At 62.1% G+C, this 18,516-nt stretch carries 16 protein-coding genes and 1 other RNA gene; all 17 read right to left on the reverse strand.

Annotated elements, in window-relative coordinates; genetic code table 11:
* Positions 1–14 precede the first annotated feature (14 nt).
* Positions 15–1,208, reverse strand: a complete 1,194-nt coding sequence (ftsZ, locus tag EPZ47_RS24470; RefSeq protein ID WP_135847083.1) for a cell division protein FtsZ — start codon at positions 1,206–1,208, stop codon at positions 15–17.
* Between the two features lie 97 nt (positions 1,209–1,305).
* Positions 1,306–2,565: a cell division protein FtsA gene (gene ftsA, locus EPZ47_RS24475; RefSeq protein WP_003205342.1), complete on the reverse strand. Its 1,260-nt coding sequence runs from the start codon at positions 2,563–2,565 to the stop codon at positions 1,306–1,308.
* Positions 2,566–2,579: 14 nt separating this feature from the next.
* Positions 2,580–3,446: a cell division protein FtsQ/DivIB gene (locus EPZ47_RS24480; RefSeq protein WP_135847084.1), complete on the reverse strand. Its 867-nt coding sequence runs from the start codon at positions 3,444–3,446 to the stop codon at positions 2,580–2,582.
* A gap of 3 nt (positions 3,447–3,449) precedes the next feature.
* Positions 3,450–4,415, reverse strand: a complete 966-nt coding sequence (locus tag EPZ47_RS24485; RefSeq protein ID WP_135847085.1) for a D-alanine--D-alanine ligase — start codon at positions 4,413–4,415, stop codon at positions 3,450–3,452.
* The gene (murC, locus tag EPZ47_RS24490) at positions 4,412–5,872 is read right to left on the reverse strand and encodes a UDP-N-acetylmuramate--L-alanine ligase (protein WP_135847086.1); all 1,461 of its coding nucleotides are present in this window, start codon (positions 5,870–5,872) and stop codon (positions 4,412–4,414) included. Before murC ends, EPZ47_RS24485 begins: the two co-directional genes overlap by 4 nt.
* Positions 5,865–6,935 carry an undecaprenyldiphospho-muramoylpentapeptide beta-N-acetylglucosaminyltransferase gene (gene murG / locus EPZ47_RS24495; RefSeq protein ID WP_135847087.1) on the reverse strand — a complete coding sequence of 357 codons (1,071 nt, stop codon included), beginning with the start codon at positions 6,933–6,935 and terminating at the stop codon, positions 5,865–5,867. The genes murC and murG overlap by 8 nt, the downstream gene beginning before the upstream one ends.
* Positions 6,925–8,142 (reverse strand): putative lipid II flippase FtsW, encoded by a 1,218-nt coding sequence (gene ftsW / locus EPZ47_RS24500; protein WP_122567006.1) that lies wholly within the window; start codon positions 8,140–8,142, stop codon positions 6,925–6,927. Before ftsW ends, murG begins: the two co-directional genes overlap by 11 nt.
* Positions 8,139–9,485, reverse strand: coding sequence for a UDP-N-acetylmuramoyl-L-alanine--D-glutamate ligase (gene murD / locus EPZ47_RS24505; RefSeq protein WP_135847088.1), 1,347 nt, complete (start codon positions 9,483–9,485; stop codon positions 8,139–8,141). The genes ftsW and murD overlap by 4 nt, the downstream gene beginning before the upstream one ends.
* 5 nt (positions 9,486–9,490) lie before the next feature.
* Positions 9,491–10,573: a phospho-N-acetylmuramoyl-pentapeptide-transferase gene (mraY, locus tag EPZ47_RS24510; protein ID WP_014340067.1), complete on the reverse strand. Its 1,083-nt coding sequence runs from the start codon at positions 10,571–10,573 to the stop codon at positions 9,491–9,493.
* Entirely contained in the window at positions 10,573–11,940 is a 1,368-nt protein-coding gene (locus tag EPZ47_RS24515) for a UDP-N-acetylmuramoyl-tripeptide--D-alanyl-D-alanine ligase (RefSeq protein ID WP_135847089.1), read from the reverse strand. Before EPZ47_RS24515 ends, mraY begins: the two co-directional genes overlap by 1 nt.
* On the reverse strand, positions 11,933–13,396 hold the full coding sequence (locus EPZ47_RS24520; RefSeq protein WP_135847090.1) for a UDP-N-acetylmuramoyl-L-alanyl-D-glutamate--2,6-diaminopimelate ligase: 1,464 nt from the start codon (positions 13,394–13,396) through the stop codon (positions 11,933–11,935). The genes EPZ47_RS24515 and EPZ47_RS24520 overlap by 8 nt, the downstream gene beginning before the upstream one ends.
* Complete coding sequence (locus EPZ47_RS24525; RefSeq protein ID WP_178084335.1) at positions 13,396–15,135, reverse strand: peptidoglycan D,D-transpeptidase FtsI family protein; 1,740 nt, start codon at positions 15,133–15,135, stop codon at positions 13,396–13,398. The genes EPZ47_RS24520 and EPZ47_RS24525 overlap by 1 nt, the downstream gene beginning before the upstream one ends.
* Positions 15,135–15,428 (reverse strand): cell division protein FtsL, encoded by a 294-nt coding sequence (ftsL, locus tag EPZ47_RS24530; RefSeq protein WP_122567011.1) that lies wholly within the window; start codon positions 15,426–15,428, stop codon positions 15,135–15,137. Before ftsL ends, EPZ47_RS24525 begins: the two co-directional genes overlap by 1 nt.
* The gene (rsmH, locus tag EPZ47_RS24535) at positions 15,425–16,372 is read right to left on the reverse strand and encodes a 16S rRNA (cytosine(1402)-N(4))-methyltransferase RsmH (protein ID WP_406550149.1); all 948 of its coding nucleotides are present in this window, start codon (positions 16,370–16,372) and stop codon (positions 15,425–15,427) included. The genes ftsL and rsmH overlap by 4 nt, the downstream gene beginning before the upstream one ends.
* Positions 16,369–16,824, reverse strand: coding sequence for a division/cell wall cluster transcriptional repressor MraZ (gene mraZ / locus EPZ47_RS24540; RefSeq protein ID WP_003205355.1), 456 nt, complete (start codon positions 16,822–16,824; stop codon positions 16,369–16,371). The genes rsmH and mraZ overlap by 4 nt, the downstream gene beginning before the upstream one ends.
* Positions 16,825–17,132: 308 nt before the next feature.
* An RNA gene (rnpB, locus tag EPZ47_RS24545) (RNase P RNA component class A) lies at positions 17,133–17,486 on the reverse strand.
* 74 nt (positions 17,487–17,560) lie between these two features.
* The gene (rsmI, locus tag EPZ47_RS24550; RefSeq protein ID WP_135847092.1) at positions 17,561–18,466 is read right to left on the reverse strand and encodes a 16S rRNA (cytidine(1402)-2'-O)-methyltransferase; all 906 of its coding nucleotides are present in this window, start codon (positions 18,464–18,466) and stop codon (positions 17,561–17,563) included.
* Positions 18,467–18,516: the final 50 nt, after the last annotated feature.

An 18,516-nucleotide genomic window follows, 5' to 3' on the forward strand; every position in this document is an offset into this window, starting at 1 on the left:
CCTGATACATTTCATCAATCGGCCTGACGACGCAGGAATGCCGGGATGTCCAGGTAATCCAGATCGTCTTGCGGATTCATCTTCGCGGCAGTCGCAGTACCGGCCTGGGCCTGGTTGCGCATGACGGTCGGACGGTCCAGATCACGGTAGTTCACCGCAGGCGCTTCCTGACGGGAGGACACTTGTTGTTGCGGTTGCGAAGCCATGGAGGTGTGAACGGTATTGTCGATGACCTTCACAGGCTTCTCGATTTTCGCGCCCAGACCGGTGGCAACCACGGTGACGTGCAACTCGTCGCGCATGTCCGGATCGATAACGGTACCGACCTTGACCATCGCGTGCTCGGAAGCGAAGGCTTCGATGATGCTACCCACGTCGGAGTACTCACCCAGGGACAGGTCAGGACCGGCGGTGATGTTCACCAGGATGCCGCGTGCACCTTGCAGGTTCACGTCTTCGAGCAACGGGTTGCGAATGGCCGCTTCGGTGGCCTCGCGTGCACGGTTCGGACCGCTGGCGCAGCCAGTGCCCATCATCGCCATGCCCATTTCGCTCATGACAGTCCGTACGTCGGCAAAGTCGACGTTGATCATGCCCGGACGCTTGATGATGTCGGAGATACCGCGAACGGCACCGGCCAGTACGTCATCGGCCTTGGCGAAAGCCGACAAGAGGCTTGCGTCTTTACCGAGGATAGTCAGCAGCTTCTCGTTAGGAATGGTGATCAACGAGTCGACGCTTTCAGACAGCAGACGGATACCTTCGTCGGCGATCTGCATACGCTTGCGGCCTTCGAAAGGGAACGGACGAGTCACCACCGCAACGGTGAGGATCCCCATTTCCTTGGCCACTTCGGCAATGATTGGCGCCGCACCGGTACCGGTACCGCCGCCCATGCCCGTGGTGATGAACACCATGTTGGTGCCTTGCAGGACTTCAGCAATGCGCTCACGGTCTTCGAGAGCGGCCTGACGACCGACTTCAGGGTTGGCGCCGGCGCCCAGGCCTTTGGTTACGCCAGTGCCCAATTGCAGGATGGTCCGCGCGCCGATGGATTTCAGCGCCTGGGCATCAGTGTTGGCGCAGATGAATTCAACGCCTTCAATGTTGCTCTTGACCATGTGGTTGACAGCGTTGCCGCCGCCACCGCCGACACCGATTACTTTAATAACCGGGCTAGCGGGGATGTTGTCTACGAGTTCGAACATTTTCCCTCTCCTTTCATTCTCTAGTTTTTTCGCCTACTGCGTTTGTTGCGTCTTCCGGCGCCAAGCTGGGCTTGGCGCTTGAAGCTTTAAACCGGTGTTAGAAGTTGCCTTTGACCCAGGCCTGGAGCCGCTCGAACAGCGGAGCCTTCGGCTCGTCGCTGCTGTAGCTGTCGCGGCTGCCTATCCCTGAGAACGAAATTCCGTCGGACTGCTTCTGCAGGCCGTACATCAACAGGCCCACGCCGGTGGAATAAATCGGGTTGCGGACCACGTCATCCAGGCCCTTGACGCCATGGGGCACGCCCAGGCGTACCGGCATGTGGAAAATCTCTTCGGCCAGTTCCACCGCACCTTCCATCTTCGACGTACCGCCGGTCAGCACGATGCCGGCCGGGATCAGGTCTTCGTAGCCGCTGCGGCGCAGTTCGGCCTGGATCAGCGTGAACAGCTCGTCGTAACGCGGCTCGACCACTTCGGCCAGGGCCTGGCGGGACAGCTCGCGCGGTGGACGGTCGCCAACGCTTGGCACCTTGATGGTTTCACCGGCACCGGCCAGTTTCGCCAGGGCGCAGGCGTAGCGGATCTTGATTTCCTCGGCGTACTGGGTCGGCGTGCGCAGGGCCATGGCGATGTCGTTGGTCACCTGGTCACCGGCAATCGGGATCACCGCCGTATGACGAATGGCGCCCTCGGTGAAGATCGCGATGTCGGTGGTACCGCCGCCGATGTCCACCAGGCACACGCCCAGCTCCTTCTCGTCGTCGGTCAGCACCGAGTAGGCCGAGGCCAGTTGCTCGAGGATGATGTCGTCGATTTCCAGGCCGCAGCGGCGCACGCATTTCTCGATGTTCTGCGCGGCATTCACTGCACAGGTGACCACGTGGACCTTGGCTTCCAGGCGGACGCCGGACATGCCCAGGGGTTCACGCACGCCTTCCTGGTTATCGATCACATAATCCTGCGGCAGGGTGTGCAGCACCCGCTGGTCGGCCGGGATCGCCACGGCCTGGGCCGCGTCGAGTACGCGCTCGAGGTCGGCGGAGCTGACTTCGCGATCACGGATCGCCACGATGCCGTGGGAGTTCAGGCTGCGGATGTGATTGCCCGCCACGCCAACGAACGCCGAGTGGATCCGGCAACCGGCCATCAGCTGCGCCTCTTCGATGGCGCGCTGGATCGATTGCACGGTGGACTCGATGTTCACCACCACGCCTTTTTTCAAGCCACGGGACGGATGAGTACCGATCCCGACGATGACCAGCGTGCCGTCGTCCGCGACCTCGCCTACCAGCGCTACCACCTTGGAAGTGCCGATATCCAGACCGACGATCATTTTTCCGCTTTGCACGTTTGCCATGGTCCTGCCTCTTCTTAATTCTTCGCGACGGCGGGTGCGGCCGTCGTCGGCGCTACAGGTTCCCGCCAGCCAACAGCGAGGCCGTTGGCGTAGCGCAGATCGATGCGCGCAATGTTCGTAATCTGTTCTTTAAGCGTCTTGTCATAGATGGCGATGAAGCGGCGCATCTTTTCCACCAGGTTGCCGCGACCGAGCAGCAGCTCGATGCCCGGGCCCGAGCTGCCCGCGCCAGTGGTCAGAAACCAGCTGCCGCGCTCACGCAATTCCAGGCGCGCGATGGAGAAGCCCAGTGGCCGCAACATCTGACTCAACACCTGGTACTGCTGCATCACTTGCTGCTGGGCCCGCTGTGGGCCGAACAGTTGTGGCAAATGTTCATAGTTGGCCAGTTCTCGCGGCGTAAACGCCTGGCCCTGGTTGTTCAACAGCGATTCGTCGCCCCAGCGGGCCACCGGCAGTTGTTCTTCCAGGCGAATGGAAATCTGGTCAGGCCATACCCGACGGACTTCTGCGTGAGCGATCCAGGGCATCTGCTCCAGCTCCGTGCGCATGCCCGCCAGGTCGATGGTGAAAAAGCTCGAGGCCACGAACGGGGCGATCCGCTGCTGCACCGCCTGCTGGCTGATGTAGCTCAGGTCACCCTGGACGTTGATCCGGGCAATCGGCCGGTCGGCGTAAGGCAGCAACCGCTGGGCACCTTCATACGTACCGAACCCCAACACCACCAGCAGCACCGGCCAGAACAGGCTCTTGAGAAAGCCAAAATTGGCTTTCGGCAGACGCGCCGACATCGGCTCCTTGGCCACCATTCGGCTGGCACCCCGCGGCACCGGCTTGCGACCGGGTGCGGATGGCTGATGACGAAGCGATGCGCCTTGCATGGCTTAACCTCTTGACTCTTGATTGCCGACACTGGCAGCCAGGATCGACAGCACCAGTTGCTGGAAATCCAGGCCGGCGGCACGGGCCGCCATCGGTACCAGGCTGTGATCGGTCATGCCGGGCGCGGTGTTGACTTCCAGGAACCAGAACTGCCCATCGGCGTCCTGCATCACGTCCGCCCTCCCCCAACCGGCAATACCCAGCGCCTCACAGGCCTTGGCCGTGAGGTCCATCAGTTGTTTTTCCTTGGCGGCGTCCAGCCCGCAGGGAATGCGGTACTGGGTATCGTTGGCGACGTACTTGGCGTCGTAGTCGTAGAACGTATGCGGGGTGCCCAGCGCAATCGGTGGCAACACCTGGTCACGCAGGGTGGCGATGGTGAACTCGGGACCTGTGATCCACTGCTCGACCAACACTTGCGAATCGTAGGAACTGGCGTCTTTCCATGCCGCGGTCAACTCAGGCAGCGAAGTCACTTTCGCCATGCCAATACTTGAACCTTCATGGGCCGGTTTGACGATCAAAGGGAAGCCCAGTTCCGTGGCCGCCGAAATACAATCGGCCTCGCTTGCGAGCACGGCGTGACGCGGCGTCGGAATGCCGAGGCTGTGCCAGACCTGCTTGGTGCGCAGCTTGTCCATCGCCAGGGCGGAAGCCAGGATGCCGCTGCCGGTGTAGGGAATGCCCAGGCACTCGAGCAAGCCTTGCATGCTGCCGTCTTCACCGCCACGGCCATGAAGGATGATGAACGCGCGGTCGATCTTCTCGTTCAGCAGACGCTGAAGGAAGTCGTCGCCCACGTCGATGCCGAAAGCGTCGACACCGGCGCTTTGCAGGGCTTGCAGCACAGCATTGCCGGACTTGAGGGATACCTCGCGCTCGGCGCTCTTGCCGCCGAACAATACGGCAACGCGGCCGAAGGCTTTCGGCTCAAGGGTCGAGACCAGGTTGGCGTAGGCAGCAGTCATTTCAGTTTCCCCTCGCTGGAAGCCACGATTGCCCCGGCGAATAACGGACTTTTCAACAGTTTCGGGGCCAGGCCACCGATGTCACCGGCACCCTGGCACAGCAGGATGTCGCCAGCGCGCAGCAGCGGCTTGACCAGCGGCGCGAGGTCCACGCCGCGCTCGATGTAGATCGGGTCCAGCTGGCCGCGCTGGCGAATGCTGTGGCACAGCTGACGGCTGTCGGCGCCGGGAATCGGCTCTTCACCGGCCGGATAGACTTCCATCAACAGCAACACGTTGGCATCGGCCAACACTTGGACGAAATCGTCATACAGGTCGCGGGTGCGGCTGTAGCGGTGTGGTTGGTAGACCATCACCAGGCGACGCTCCGGCCAGCCACCGCGCACGGCCTTGATCACCGCCGCGACTTCGGTCGGGTGGTGGCCGTAATCGTCCACCAGCATCACGTTGCCGCCGTCCACCGGCAGTTCGCCGTAGACCTGGAAACGTCGGCCCACGCCCTGGAACCCGGACAGGCCCTGAACGATAGCTTCATCGCTGACGCCTTCGTCAGTGGCGATGCAAATGGTGGCCAGGGAGTTGAGCACGTTGTGGTTACCCGGCATGTTCACCGACACATCCAGTGGCTCACGGTCCGGGCGCAACACGGTGAAGAACGTCTGCATACCCTGCTGGCGCACGTTGATGGCGCGCACGTCGGCTTCTTCGCCAAAACCGTAGGTCACGGTCGGACGTTTGATCAGCGGCAGGATTTCACGTACCACCGGGTCGTCCAGGCACACCACCGCCAAACCATAGAACGGCAGGTTGTGCAGGAACTCGACGAAGGTTTTCTTCAACTTGTTGAAGTCGCCGTCATAGGTCGCCATGTGATCGGCATCGATGTTGGTGACCACGGCCACCAGCGGTTGCAGGTGCAGGAAACTGGCGTCGCTCTCGTCGGCTTCGGCGATCAGGTAGCGGCTGGTACCCAGCTGGGCATTGGTGCCCGCGGCGTTCAGGCGCCCACCGATCACGAAGGTCGGATCCAGGCCGCCGGCAGCGAACACCGAAGCGATCAGGCTGGTAGTGGTGGTCTTGCCGTGAGTACCGGCGACGGCGATGCCGTGGCGATAGCGCATCAGCTCGGCCAGCATCTCAGCCCGAGGCACCACGGGAATGCGGCGTTCCAGGGCGGTGGCGACTTCCGGGTTGGAGGTGTTCACGGCACTGGAGACCACCAGCACGTCGGCATTGGCGGCGTTCTCGGCGCGGTGCCCGATAAAGATCTGGGCGCCAAAGGACTCCAGGCGCTCGGTGACCGGAGAGGCCTTCAGGTCGGAACCGGAAACCTGGTAACCCAGGTTCAGCAGCACTTCGGCAATCCCGCACATGCCCACGCCGCCGATACCGACGAAGTGGATGCGGCGGATACGGCGCATTTCCGGTTGCGGCATGGCTTTGCGATTCTCAACCATGGGCCACCTCCAGGCAGGTATCGACCACTTGGGCCGTAGCATCGGGTTTGGCCAGGCGGCGGGCGGCACGGGCCATGTCTTCAAGTCGTTGCGGCTGCATCAAAACCTCTGTCAGGCGGGCGGCAAGATCCGCGGCGCCAGTCGTTCTTTGCGGCATCAGGAAGGCAGCGCCTTCACGGGCCAAATAATCGGCATTGCGGGTCTGGTGATCGTCGATGGCGTGGGGCAAAGGCACCAGCATCGAGGGCAGACCGGCGGCAGCCAGTTCGCTGATGGTCAGCGCGCCTGCGCGGCAAACCACCAGGTCGGCCCAGCCATAGGCTTGGGCCATGTCTTTGATGAAAGGCTGCACCTGCGCCTCGACGCCTGCGGCGCGATAGCGCTCGGCGGTCACTTCATCGTGATTTTTGCCGGCCTGATGGAACACTTCCGGTCGCAGTTCGGGGGCGACCTGCGACAAGGCTTCAGGCAGCAATTTGTTCAACGGCTCTGCCCCCAGGCTTCCGCCCAGGATCAGTAAGCGCGCCTTGCGTCCGGCCAGGGCCGGGCGCGGTGTATCGAGGAACAGCTCGGTACGCACCGGATTACCGGTGGTGCGACGGCTGCCCGACAGGGTAAAGGTGTCGGGAAAGGCTTCACAGACCCGGGCGGCCAACGGCACCAGTAACCGATTGGCGGTACCGGCCACGGCGTTTTGTTCGTGAACGATCACCGGCACACCGGCCAATTTCGCCGCAACACCGCCAGGACCTGTCACATAACCGCCAAACCCCACCACGCATACCGGCTGCAAGCGGCGGATGATCGCCCGCGCCTGCCAGACCGACTTGAGCAGCATCAGCGGCGCCTTGAGCAACGACAATTTGCCCTTGCCCCGCAGGCCACTGGCGTCGATCCGGTGCAGCTCAAGGCCCGCACCCGGCACCAATTCGTTCTCGATACCCCGTGGCGTACCCAGCCAGTGCACGGTGTAACCGCGCGCCTGGAACTCCCGGGCACAGGCCAGCGCCGGGAACACATGCCCACCGGTACCGCCCGCCATGATCAGCACGTTAGCGCCCATGAGTCGGCTCCTCGGCGAAGTCGCTCTCTTGGAACTCCATCTCTTCGCTGCCCAGATGGGTTCGACTCTCCCACTCGATGCGCAACAACAAGCCGAGACAGGCACAGCAGATCACCAGAGAGCTGCCGCCATAACTGAGGAATGGCAGCGTCAGGCCTTTGGTCGGCAACAGGCCGACGTTCACACCGATGTTGATCAGGAACTGACCGATCCACAGGAACGACAGGCCATACGCCACGTAGGCGGCAAAAAACTGCTTGGCCTTCTCGGCCCACAAACCGATGTACATCCCGCGCACGCAGACAAATACGAACAGGGCAACGGTGCACAACGAGCCCACGACACCCAGTTCTTCGGCCAGGACCGAGAACACGAAGTCGGTGTGGGCCTCGGGCAGGTAGAACTGCTTCTGCACGCTGTTGCCCAGGCCTACGCCCAGCCATTCGCCACGACCGAAGGCGATCAGTGCCTGGGTCAATTGATAGCCAGAGCCGAACTGGTCGGCCCACGGGTCGGTAAAGGTGATCAGACGCGCCATCCGATAAGGTTGCGCCTGCACCAGCACCGTCACCGCGCCAACCGCCAGCGCCACCATCAGGGTGAAACGGAACAGGCCGACGCCACCGAGGAACAGCATCGCCGCCGCCGCGCCCATCATCACCACCGTGGCCCCGAAGTCCGGCTCCATCAGCAGCAGGCCTGCCATCGGCAGCAACACGATGAACGGCTTGAAGAAGCCCATCCAGCTTTCGCGCACTTCTTTCTGCCGGCGCACCAGGTAACCGGCAAGGTAGATCACCACAAAAACCTTGGCGATCTCCGAAGGCTGTACGTTGAAGAAACTGAAACCGATCCAACGCATCGAACCGTTGACCTCGCGGCCAATGCCTGGCACCAGCACCATCACCAACAGGCCAAAGGCGCCGAGCAGCATCAGCCAGCCCAGGCGCTGCCAGGTGGCGATCGGCACCATCATGGTGACGATGCACGCGCCCAAGCCGATCACCAGGTAAATCAGGTGGCGGATCATGTGATAAAGCGTGTTACCCGACTGCACGGCCGCCACTTCCGACGAGGCGGACGTGATCATCACCAGGCCCAGGCCAAGCAATGCCAGGCAACCGGCAAGCATCGGGAAATCCAGGTCGATGCCACGCCCGGTGATCAGCGGCGACGGGTACGGCTTGATGATGTTCATCAGGCTCATGCCAAGTCCTCCGCGGCCCGGGCGAACAGCTGCCCGCGCTCTTCATAGTTCTTGAACATGTCGAAACTGGCGCAGGCCGGCGACAACAGGACCGCATCGCCCGGTTGAGCGAGGGCGCGGCATTGCTGCACCGCCTCATCCAGCGAACCGACGCGAACCAGCGGCACGGCGTCGCCAAGCGCCTGGGCGATCAATTCGCGGTCGCGGCCCATCAGCACCACGGCACGGCAGTTGGCCGCCACCGGATCACGCAGGTCCTTGAAGTCGGCACCCTTGCCGTCGCCACCGGCGATCAGCACCAGTTTGCCTTCGATGTCCGCCCCCAAGCCTTCGATGGCCGCCAGGGCGGCACCGACGTTGGTGGCTTTGGAATCGTTGTACCAGGCCACGCCATCGAGGTCGCGAACCCACTGGCAGCGGTGTTCGAGACCGGCAAACGTGCGCAGGGCCGAGAGCATGGCGTCGAACGGCAGGCCGACCGCATGCCCCAGGGCCAAAGCGGCCAGGGCATTGGCCTGGTTGTGGGCACCACGGATCTTCAGCTCGCGTACCGGCATCAGGTTCTGGAATTCGAAGGCCAGGTATTTCTCGCCATTCTCTTCGCGCAGCCCGAAGCCTTTGAAATCCGGAACGCCCAGGCCGAAGGACCAGCATGGCAGGCCCTCGCCCAGCAGCGGACGGGTCAACGCGTCCTGACGGTTGAACACCACTTGCCGCGCGCCACGGAAGATCCGGTGCTTGGCCAGGTGATAAGCCGGCAGGCCGCTGTAGCGGTCCATGTGGTCTTCGCTGACGTTGAGCACGGTCGCCACTTCGGCGCCCAATTGATCGGTGGTTTCGAGCTGGAAGCTCGACAGTTCCATCACGTACAGCTCGACGTCGTCACTGAGCAGGTCCAGCGCCGGAGTACCGAGGTTGCCACCCACCGCGACCCGCTTGCCGGCGGCCGCCGCCATCTCGCCTACCAGGGTGGTGACGGTGCTTTTCGCATTGGAGCCGCTGATGGCGATGATCGGTGCCTTGGCGTTACGGGCGAACAGCTCGATGTCACCGGACAGTTTTACACCACGGGCCGCCGCCGCTTGCAGGGCCGGAGTCGCCAAGGCCAGGCCAGGGCTCACGTAGAGCTCATCGGCGCGGCACAGGAATTCGACGTCCAGCTCGCCACAACGCACGTCCACCTGGGGATAGTCACGCCGCAGCGTGGCCAGCTCAGGCGGATTCTCCCGCGTATCAGCCACGGCAAAGGACACGCCCCGGTTCGCCAGGAAGCGAACCAGGGACATGCCGCTCTTGCCGAGGCCGACAACGATGCGGAAGTGGTCAGAAGCGATCAGGGACACTCGTTCTACCTCAGTTTCAGGGTGGCAAGGCCGACCAGTACCAGAATCACCGTGATGATCCAGAAACGGACGATCACACGCGGCTCGGGCCAGCCCTTGAGTTCAAAGTGGTGGTGAATCGGCGCCATGCGGAATACGCGGCGGCCGGTCAATTTAAAGGAGGCAACCTGAATGACCACTGACAGGGTCTCCATCACGAACACACCGCCCATGATGAACAGGACGATTTCCTGGCGAACGATGACCGCGATGGTGCCCAGGGCCGCGCCCAGCGCCAGTGCGCCGACATCGCCCATGAAGACTTGTGCCGGGTAAGTGTTGAACCAGAGGAAACCCAGGCCGGCACCGATCAACGCACCGCAGAACACAATCAGCTCGCCCGCTCCTGGCACATAAGGAATCAGCAGGTATTCGGCGAATTTCACGTTACCCGACAGGTAGCAGAAGATCCCCAGCGCGCCGCCCACCATCACCGTCGGCATGATCGCCAGGCCGTCGAGGCCATCGGTGAGGTTGACCGCGTTGCTCGAACCGACGATCACCAGGTAGGTCAGCACGATGAAGCCGGCGCCCAACGGAATGCTGTAGTCCTTGAGCATCGGCAGGATCAGGGTGGTTTCCACCGGCGAGGCAGCCGTCATATAAAGGAAGATCGCCGCACCGAGGCCGAACACCGATTGCCAGAAATACTTCCAGCGACTTGGCAGCCCACGGGAGTTTTTCTCGATCACCTTGCGGTAGTCGTCGACCCAACCGATGGCACCGAACAGCAAGGTCACCAGCAGCACGACCCAGACGTAACGGTTCGCCAGGTCGGCCCAGAGCAAAGTACTGATGCCGATGGACGACAGGATCAGTGCACCGCCCATGGTCGGAGTGCCGGATTTGGACAGGTGCGACTGCGGGCCGTCGTTACGCACCGACTGACCGATTTGCAGGTTCTGCAAAGTGCGAATCATCCACGGCCCCAGGAACAGCGACAACGACAGCGCGGTCAGCACACCCAGGATCCCGCGCAGGGTCAGGTACTGAAAGACCGCGAAGCCTTTGTGGAACTGTTGCAGGTACTCCGCTAGCAGCAGCAGCATTAATGTTTCTCCATACGGGTGCCGCACAAAGCCGCGACGATGTTTTCCATCGCTGCGCTGCGTGAGCCCTTGATCAATAAGGTGGTGTTCGGGTCCTGCTCAGCGCCGAGAGCCTGGATCAACTCGGCCTGAGTGGTGAAATGCCGTGCGTGTTCGCCAAACGCGGCGACTGCATGGGCCATCATCGGGCCAACGGCATACAGCGCATCGACCTTGCCGCGCGCATAGGCACCGACGTCGTGATGGCCCTGTTGCGCCCACTCGCCCAGCTCGCCGATATCCCCCAGCACCAGCACGGTACGACCGGAGAAACCGGCAAGGATATCCACCGCCGCACACATGGACGACGGATTGGCGTTATAGGTGTCGTCGATCACGCGCATACCGTTGCTGGCCAGTTGCGCTACGGAGCGCCCCTTGACCGGCTGCACGGCGTTCAGGCCGGCGACGATGCCCGGTAGCGACACGCCCAGCGCATGGCCGGCAGCCGCGGCGGCCAGGGCGTTGGCGACGTTATGGATGCCGAGCAGATTCAACTGGACCCGCTCCGCGCCATCCGGGCTGTGGAGGTTGAAGGCCGGGCACCCTCGGGCATCCCGGTCCAGGTCGCTGGCATAAAAATTCGCGGCGAGGTTGCTCAGGGCGAAGGTCAACACCTTGCGCTCGCCCGCCCGGGCTTTCCAGATTTCAAAAGCCTTGTCGTCGAGATTCAGCACGGCGACGCCATCGGCATCGAGCCCTTCGAGAATCTCGCCCTTGGCCTCGACGATTTTTTCCGGGCCGCCGAACTCACCGACGTGGGCGGTCCCGGCATTGTTGAGGATCGCCACGTGGGGCTTGGTCATGCCCACGGTGTAGGCAATCTCGCCGAGCCGCGAAGCACCCAGTTCGATGACGGCGGCGCTGTGTTCTGGCGCCAGCTCCAGCAGCGTCAGCGGCACGCCGAGGTCGTTGTTCAGGTTGCCCCGGGTCGCCAGCACCGGGCCGCGGGTACGCAGGATGCTGGCAAGCATTTCCTTGACGGTGGTCTTGCCGCTGGAACCGGTAATGGCCGCGACCGGGTTGCCATACGCCGCGCGGTTCAGCGCCCCCAGTTGGCCCAGGGCTTGGCGAGTGTCGCTGACCAGCAACTGCGGCAGCGTACTGTTGGTCACTTCCCGCTCGACCAATGCAGCAACGGCACCTTTGGCGGCGACTTCATTCAGGTAATCGTGGCCGTCGAAACGCGGCCCGGCCAGGGCGACGAACAACTGCCCAGGGGCAATGGCCCGGCTGTCGATGCTGACGCCATCAAAGGTGGCATCCGCAGCAAGCAGGCGCGCATTCAGGGCGTTGGTCAGTTCGCTGAGTTTCAGGGCCTTAAGCATGGGCCACCTCCCACGCGGTCAAGGCATGATCGGCTTCCACCAGATCGGAGAACGCATGGCGCTCGCCGTTGATCTCCTGATAATCCTCATGCCCCTTGCCGGCCAGGACGATGACGTCGTCCGCCGAAGCGCTGGCGATCAACTGAGCGATGGCCTGGCCGCGACCGGCCACGAACGTGACGTTATCCACCGCCGAGAAACCGGCACGGATGTCGTCGAAAATCTGCAATGGGTCTTCGCTGCGCGGATTGTCGTCGGTAACCAGCACGCCATCGGCCAGCCGCTCTACCACCTCGGCCATCAGCGGACGCTTGCCGCGATCGCGATCACCGCCACAGCCGAACAGGCACAACAATTTGCCTTTGGCGTGAGGCCGCAGGGCCATCAAGACTTTTTCCAGGGCATCGGGGGTATGGGCATAGTCGACCACCACCAGCGGTTGCGTACCGCCACCCAAGCGCTGCATGCGACCGGCCGGGCCTTCGAGCTTCGGCAGGACCTTGAGAATTTCATCCAGCGCGTAGTCCAGGCCGAGCAAGGCGCCGATGGCGGCCAATACGTTGCTCAGGTTGAAGCGCCCCAGCAAGGTGCTGCGCAAGTGGTGTTCGCCCTGGGGCGTGACCAGCGTGGCGCGCACGCCTTCGTCATCGAACTGCGCCTGGCGTACATAAAGGTAGGCGCTGGCGTCTTCCAGGCTGTAGGTGATCAACCGCGACTCACGCTTGTCGGCGGCCAACTGCCGGCCAAACTCGTCATCGAGGTTGATGACCCGGCACTTCAAGTCATTCCAGGCAAACAGCTTGGCCTTGGCCTCACCATAGGCCTGCATGGTGCCGTGATAATCCAAGTGATCCCGGGACAGGTTGGTCAGCACCGCGACGTCAAAGGCCAGCGCGGTCACACGACCCTGATCCAGGCCATGGGAAGAAACTTCCATCGCAACGGCCTTGGCACCGGCCTTCTTCAGGTCCGCCAGGGTCGCTTGCACGGCAATCGGGTTCGGCGTGGTGTGCAGGCCACTTTCCAGCGCCCCATGAAAGCCGTTGCCCAAGGTCCCGACGATGCCGCAATGCTGGCCGAGCAGGTCCAGCGCCTGGGCCACCAGTTGGGTCACGCTGGTCTTGCCGTTGGTGCCGGTCACGCCAATCAGGTTCAGGTGACGACTCGGGTCGCCATAGAAGCGTCCGGCGATGTCCGACAATTGTGCCGTCAGCCCCTTGACCGGAATCAGTGGGACATCAGTGATCGGCAGCACGGTTGCGCCTTGCACTTCATAAGCCACGGCAGCCGCGCCGCGCTTCAAGGCGTCGGCAATATGGGAACGGCCATCGAACCGGGCGCCCGGCACCGCCAGGAACAGGTCCCCGGCACGTACATTGCGGCTATCCAGGGCCAGCTCGCGAATCAGTAGATCGTGGCCGGCGTGGGCGAAAATCTTGTTCAGGCTCAGGGACATCAGCCACGCCCTCCTTCGGCTTTCAAGGGTACGACCGGCGCGGTATTCGCCTGCTGGGTCGGCGGCAGGTTATCCGGGGTAATGTTCATCAGGCGCAGGGTGCCGGACATCACTTTGCTGAACACCGGCGCCGAGACCAGACCACCGAAGTAGCCCGCCTTGCTCGGCTCGTCGATGACCACGACGATGGCATAGCGCGGGTCGCTCATCGGGCCGAAACCGGCAAACAGCGAACGGTAGGAATTCTCGGCATAGCCTTTGGTACCCACGGAGGTTTTACGCGCCGTACCCGATTTGCCGGCAACGTGATAGGCCGGCACCTGGGCGCGATAGACGCCACGCGGCGCCTCGATCACCTGTTGCAGCATGCCCTGCATGGTCTTGGCGACGTTCTCCGGGATCACCTGGGTGGTCTGCGGCGCCTTGTCGGTTTTGATCAGCGTCAGCGGCGCGATACGGCCGTTGTTGGCCAGCGCGGAAAACGCGTGGACCAACTGGATCGCCGTCACGGAAACACCGTAGCCGTAAGACAGGGTGGCCGTTTCAGCCTTGCGCCAGTCGCGGTAGTTCGGCAGGTTGCCGACACGCTCGCCCGGGAAGCCCAGGCCGGTGTCCTGGCCGAGACCGATCTTCTGGGCCAGGCGATAAATCGTCTCACCGCCAATATCGAAGGCAATCTTGCTCATGCCCACGTTACTGGAATTGATCAGAATGCCGGTCAGGTCGAGTACCGGGCCTTCGGTCTTGGACACGTCGCGAATGGTGTATTTGCCAATCTGCAGAGTGCCCGGATACACCTCGACGGTGTCGCTCGGTTTCCAACGCCCGGTTTCCAGGGCCGCGGCCATGGACACGGCTTTCATGGTCGAACCCGGTTCGAACACGTCGATCATCGCGCGGTTACGCATCATCGCCGGTTGCAGGTTGCGACGGTTGTTCGGGTTGTAGGTCGGCTGGTTGACCATGGCCAGGATCTCGCCGGTCTTCACGTCCATGATCACCAGGCTGCCGGCCTTCGCGCCGTTCTCGACGATGGCATTGCGCAACTCGCGGTTGGCCAGATATTGCAGGCGCAGATCAATGGACAACGCCAAGGGCTTGCCGGCCTTGGCGTTTTTGGTGACTTGGACATCCTTGATCAGCCTGCCGCGCCGATCCTTGATAACCTGCCGCTTGCCGGCGACCCCGGCGAGCCATTCGTCATAGGCCAGTTCGACACCTTCTCGCCCCCGGTCATCAATGTCGGTGAATCCGACCATGTGGGCCGTGACTTCACCGGCCGGGTAAAACCGCCGGAACTCTTCGATGCCATAGACGCCTGGGACTTTCAGGTCGAGCACGCTCTGGCCTTGCTCGGGCGTCAACCCGCGCACCAGATAGATGAATTCTTTGTTGGCCTGGGCCTCGAGACGCTCGGCCAGGGCCTTGGGATCTTGTCCAAGGGCAGCAGCCAGTGCCGGCCACTTCTCCTTGGCTTGCTGCATTTCCTTGGCGTTCGCCCACAAGGTGGTCACCGGGGTACTCACGGCCAATGGTTCGCCATTGCGATCGGTGATCAGACCACGGTGAGCCGGGATCGGAATATGCCGCACGCTACGGGCATCGCCCTGCCCCTTGAGGAAATCACGATCGACGACCTGCAGGTCGATGATGCGCCAGGAAATGGCCGCCACCATGATCCCGAGCAAACCCAGGACCAAGCGGAACCGCCATGGGAACAGTGCCCCTTCGAGCTTCATCATGGCGTCACCATCTGCACTTCGGCAGCGCCGGGAATACGCATTTTCAGCTGTTCGGTGGCCAAGACCTCAATGCGGCTGTGGGCGGTCCAGGTGCTCTGCTCCAGGATCAACCGGCCCCACTCGGCCTGCGCCTTGTCACGCACGCTCAGCTCGCTGTAAAGATTATTGAGCAACTGCCGGTTCCAGTGCGCGCTATAAGACACGGCAATGGCCGACACGAGCACGCCGATAAACAGCAGCAGCATGAAAAAGCTGCCGCCTGGCAGTGGCTTGGCGAAGAGCTTGCTCACCGCAACTTCTCCGCGACACGCATGACGGCGCTACGGGCGCGCGGGTTGGCCTTGAGTTCAGCTTCGGAGGCGAACTGTGCCTTGCCATGGATCTTGATTTTCGGCACGAAGGCTTCGAAACGCACCGGCAGGTTGCGCGGCAGGTTATCGGCTTCGCCCTTGGTGAGTTTGCGCATGAACAGTTTGACGATACGGTCTTCCAGGGAATGGAAGCTGATCACCACCAGTCGCCCGCCGATCTCAAGCGCTTCAAGGGCGGCTTCAAGACCGGCCTCAAGATCGCCCAACTCGTTATTGACATGGATGCGCAACCCCTGGAAAGCGCGGGTCGCCGGGTTCTTGCCCTTCTCCCAGGCCGGGTTGGCGACTTTCAGCACTTCGGCCAGATCGCCGGTGCGCTCGAACGGCTTGATATCGCGACGCTCGACCACGGCGCGCGCCATGCGACCGGAGAAGCGCTCTTCGCCGTATTCTTTAAAGACGCGGGCGATTTCTTCCACCGCAGCGGTGTTGACGAACTCAGCGGCGCTGATGCCCCGGGACGGGTCCATGCGCATGTCCAGCGGGCCGTCATTGAGAAAACTGAAGCCGCGCTCCGGATCGTCCAACTGAGGAGAAGACACACCCAGGTCGAGCAGCACGCCACTGACCTTGCCGGCCAGGCCACGCCCGGCGACTTCCGAACCCAACTCGGCAAAGCTGCGCTGCACAACGACAAAGCGGCCGTCTTCGGCCGCCAGCGCTTGCCCGGTGGCAATCGCTTGAGGATCCTTGTCGAATCCCAGCAGCCGTCCATCCGGACCGAGCTGGCTAAGAATCAGCCGGCTGTGCCCGCCACGCCCGAACGTGCCGTCCAGATAGCAGCCATCAGGACGTACGGCGAGCGCCTCGACGGCCTCGTCCAGCAGTACGGTGATGTGGTTAAAGCCGCTATCAATAGTCACAGGATCAAGTCACGCAGTTCATCAGGCATGGCGCCCGGTTGTTGAATAGCAGCGAGGTCAGCGGCAGAAACCGCATTCCAGGCATCTTCGTCCCACAGTTGGAACTTGTTCAGTTGGCCCACCAGCATCGCGCGCTTGTCCAGCTTGGCGTACTCGCGCAGACGCGGTGGAACCAGAAAACGACCGCTGCCATCGAGTTCGAGGTCGACGGCATTACCGATCAGCAAGCGTTGCAGGCGGCGGTTTTCTTCTCGCAGCGAAGGCAGTGCGCGCAGTTTGGTTTCGATGATTTCCCATTCATCAAGGGGGTAAACACACAAACATGGATCAACGGCGTCGATCGTGACGATTAACTGCCCGGAACTTCGCGAAACGAGCTCGTCACGATACCGGCTTGGCATGGCGAGCCGGCCTTTTGCATCGAGACTGATAGCGTTAGCTCCGCGAAACACGTCTGCGTTTCTCCACTTTTTGGCGTTATACGTTCAAAAAAACCCACTTCATGCCACTTTCCGCCACTTGCGCACACTATAGGAATGCGCCCACCGCACCGTCAAGGCGCGGATTGAAGGAAAAGCCTTATAGATCGGAGATTTAGGAGCGTTTCAGGAGGGGTAACAAGAATCTGACGTAGGAATTTTCACCTCAACCCGAATAGGCACAGGAGGCTGCGCGCATAAGTTAAAGTGATTTATTAAGAGTAAGATTTTTTTGGTCTTAGGAACTGCGTCTGCCAGTGATTCCGGCAGGGAGGGAAAAGGTGGAGAGTCGATCTGTAAGCCGGGTTCTGTCTTGAACAGTCATTCGTCTACGATGGCCATCACTGGACATCTTTAGCAACCTACCCGGTCCCAGCGCGGGCCACGCCTTGGGACCCTATTTGGTCTTGCTCCAAGTGGGGTTTACCTAGCCACGAACTGTTGCCAGACGTGCGGTGCGCTCTTACCGCACCTTTTCACCCTTACCGGCGCCGAAACGCTTAGGCGGTTATTTTCTGTGGCACTTTCCGTAGGCTCACGCCTCCCAGGCATTACCTGGCACTTCGCCCTATGGAGCCCGGACTTTCCTCCCCCCCCTAATTTTCATAGAGGGCAGCGACTGTCCGATCGACTCTCCGCCGCGAAGGTTAACGGTAGAGCGCCTGAAGAACAAGCGCTAAAAGCCTTTGGCCAGCCCCATCCCCCGGTTTCACTGGTCCTTCTGTTTTTCCAGCGCGACCTGATACAGCACGTTCTTGCGCTCGCCAGTGATCTGCGCGGCGAGGGCGGCGGCACGCTTGAGGGGCATTTCCTCAAGCAGCAGGTTCAGGATGCGCAGCGCTTCGCTGCTAACGGCCTCTTCACTTTCCGGCGCGGTCCAACCAGCCACCAGCACCACGCATTCGCCGCGCTGCTGATTGCTATCGTTTTCGACAAACGCCCGCAGCTCGGCCAACGGCAGCCCCTTGAGGGTTTCGAAGGTTTTGGTCAGCTCACGAGCCAGCAGCGCCGGACGCTCGGCACCGAACACCAGCTCCATGTCTTGCAGGCATTCAAGGATGCGGTGCGGCGCTTCATAAAAGATCAGCGTGCGCGGCTCTTCCTTTATGGCCTCAAGACGCGCTCGCCGCCCCACCGCCTTGGCCGGCAGGAATCCCTCGAAGATGAAACGGTCCGACGGCAAGCCGGCCGCCGACAGCGCTGCGATCAATGCACAGGCCCCCGGCACTGGCACCACGCTGATACCGGCCGCCCGGGCCTGGCGCACCAGGTGATAGCCGGGATCGGAAATCAACGGTGTACCCGCGTCGGAAATCAGCGCCACGTTATCGCCCGCCAGCAGACGGGTGATGAAGCGACTGCCTTCGTCCCGCTCGTTGTGTTCGTGACAGGCCGCCAAAGGCGTGGAGATACCAAAATGCTGCAACAGCCGCTGGGAGTGGCGCGTGTCTTCGGCCGCAATGAGGGCGACCTCCTGCAGAATCTTCAGCGCCCGGGCACTGATATCGTCCAGGTTGCCGATGGGCGTCGCCACCACATAAAGCGAGCCGGCAGCGGAATTCAAAGCACCTGGAGCAGTCAAGACACACACCTCATGATCGGTAAAAACCGCCATTGTAGCGCGTAGCGGCGGTCTCGGCTGCGCAGGTAGGAGCTGACGAGCGA

Source organism: Pseudomonas viciae, assembly GCF_004786035.1.
Classification (GTDB): Bacteria; Pseudomonadota; Gammaproteobacteria; order Pseudomonadales; family Pseudomonadaceae; genus Aquipseudomonas; species Aquipseudomonas viciae.

What these genes read in the sequence shown, in the direction of transcription:
- rsmI (WP_135847092.1), bottom strand. Translation starts at nt 18,466, where the DNA reads ATGGCGGTTTTTACCGATCATGAGGTGTGTGTCTTGACTGCTCCAGGT.
- ftsZ (WP_135847083.1), bottom strand. Translation starts at nt 1,208, where the DNA reads ATGTTCGAACTCGTAGACAACATCCCCGCTAGCCCGGTTATTAAAGTA.
- mraY (WP_014340067.1), bottom strand. Translation starts at nt 10,573, where the DNA reads ATGCTGCTGCTGCTAGCGGAGTACCTGCAACAGTTCCACAAAGGCTTC.
- murC (WP_135847086.1), bottom strand. Translation starts at nt 5,872, where the DNA reads ATGGTTGAGAATCGCAAAGCCATGCCGCAACCGGAAATGCGCCGTATC.
- EPZ47_RS24480 (WP_135847084.1), bottom strand. Translation starts at nt 3,446, where the DNA reads ATGCAAGGCGCATCGCTTCGTCATCAGCCATCCGCACCCGGTCGCAAG.
- EPZ47_RS24515 (WP_135847089.1), bottom strand. Translation starts at nt 11,940, where the DNA reads ATGCTTAAGGCCCTGAAACTCAGCGAACTGACCAACGCCCTGAATGCG.
- murG (WP_135847087.1), bottom strand. Translation starts at nt 6,935, where the DNA reads ATGGGCGCTAACGTGCTGATCATGGCGGGCGGTACCGGTGGGCATGTG.
- ftsA (WP_003205342.1), bottom strand. Translation starts at nt 2,565, where the DNA reads ATGGCAAACGTGCAAAGCGGAAAAATGATCGTCGGTCTGGATATCGGC.
- ftsW (WP_122567006.1), bottom strand. Translation starts at nt 8,142, where the DNA reads ATGAGCCTGATGAACATCATCAAGCCGTACCCGTCGCCGCTGATCACC.
- EPZ47_RS24520 (WP_135847090.1), bottom strand. Translation starts at nt 13,396, where the DNA reads ATGTCCCTGAGCCTGAACAAGATTTTCGCCCACGCCGGCCACGATCTA.
- EPZ47_RS24485 (WP_135847085.1), bottom strand. Translation starts at nt 4,415, where the DNA reads ATGACTGCTGCCTACGCCAACCTGGTCTCGACCCTTGAGCCGAAAGCC.
- EPZ47_RS24525 (WP_178084335.1), bottom strand. Translation starts at nt 15,135, where the DNA reads ATGAAGCTCGAAGGGGCACTGTTCCCATGGCGGTTCCGCTTGGTCCTG.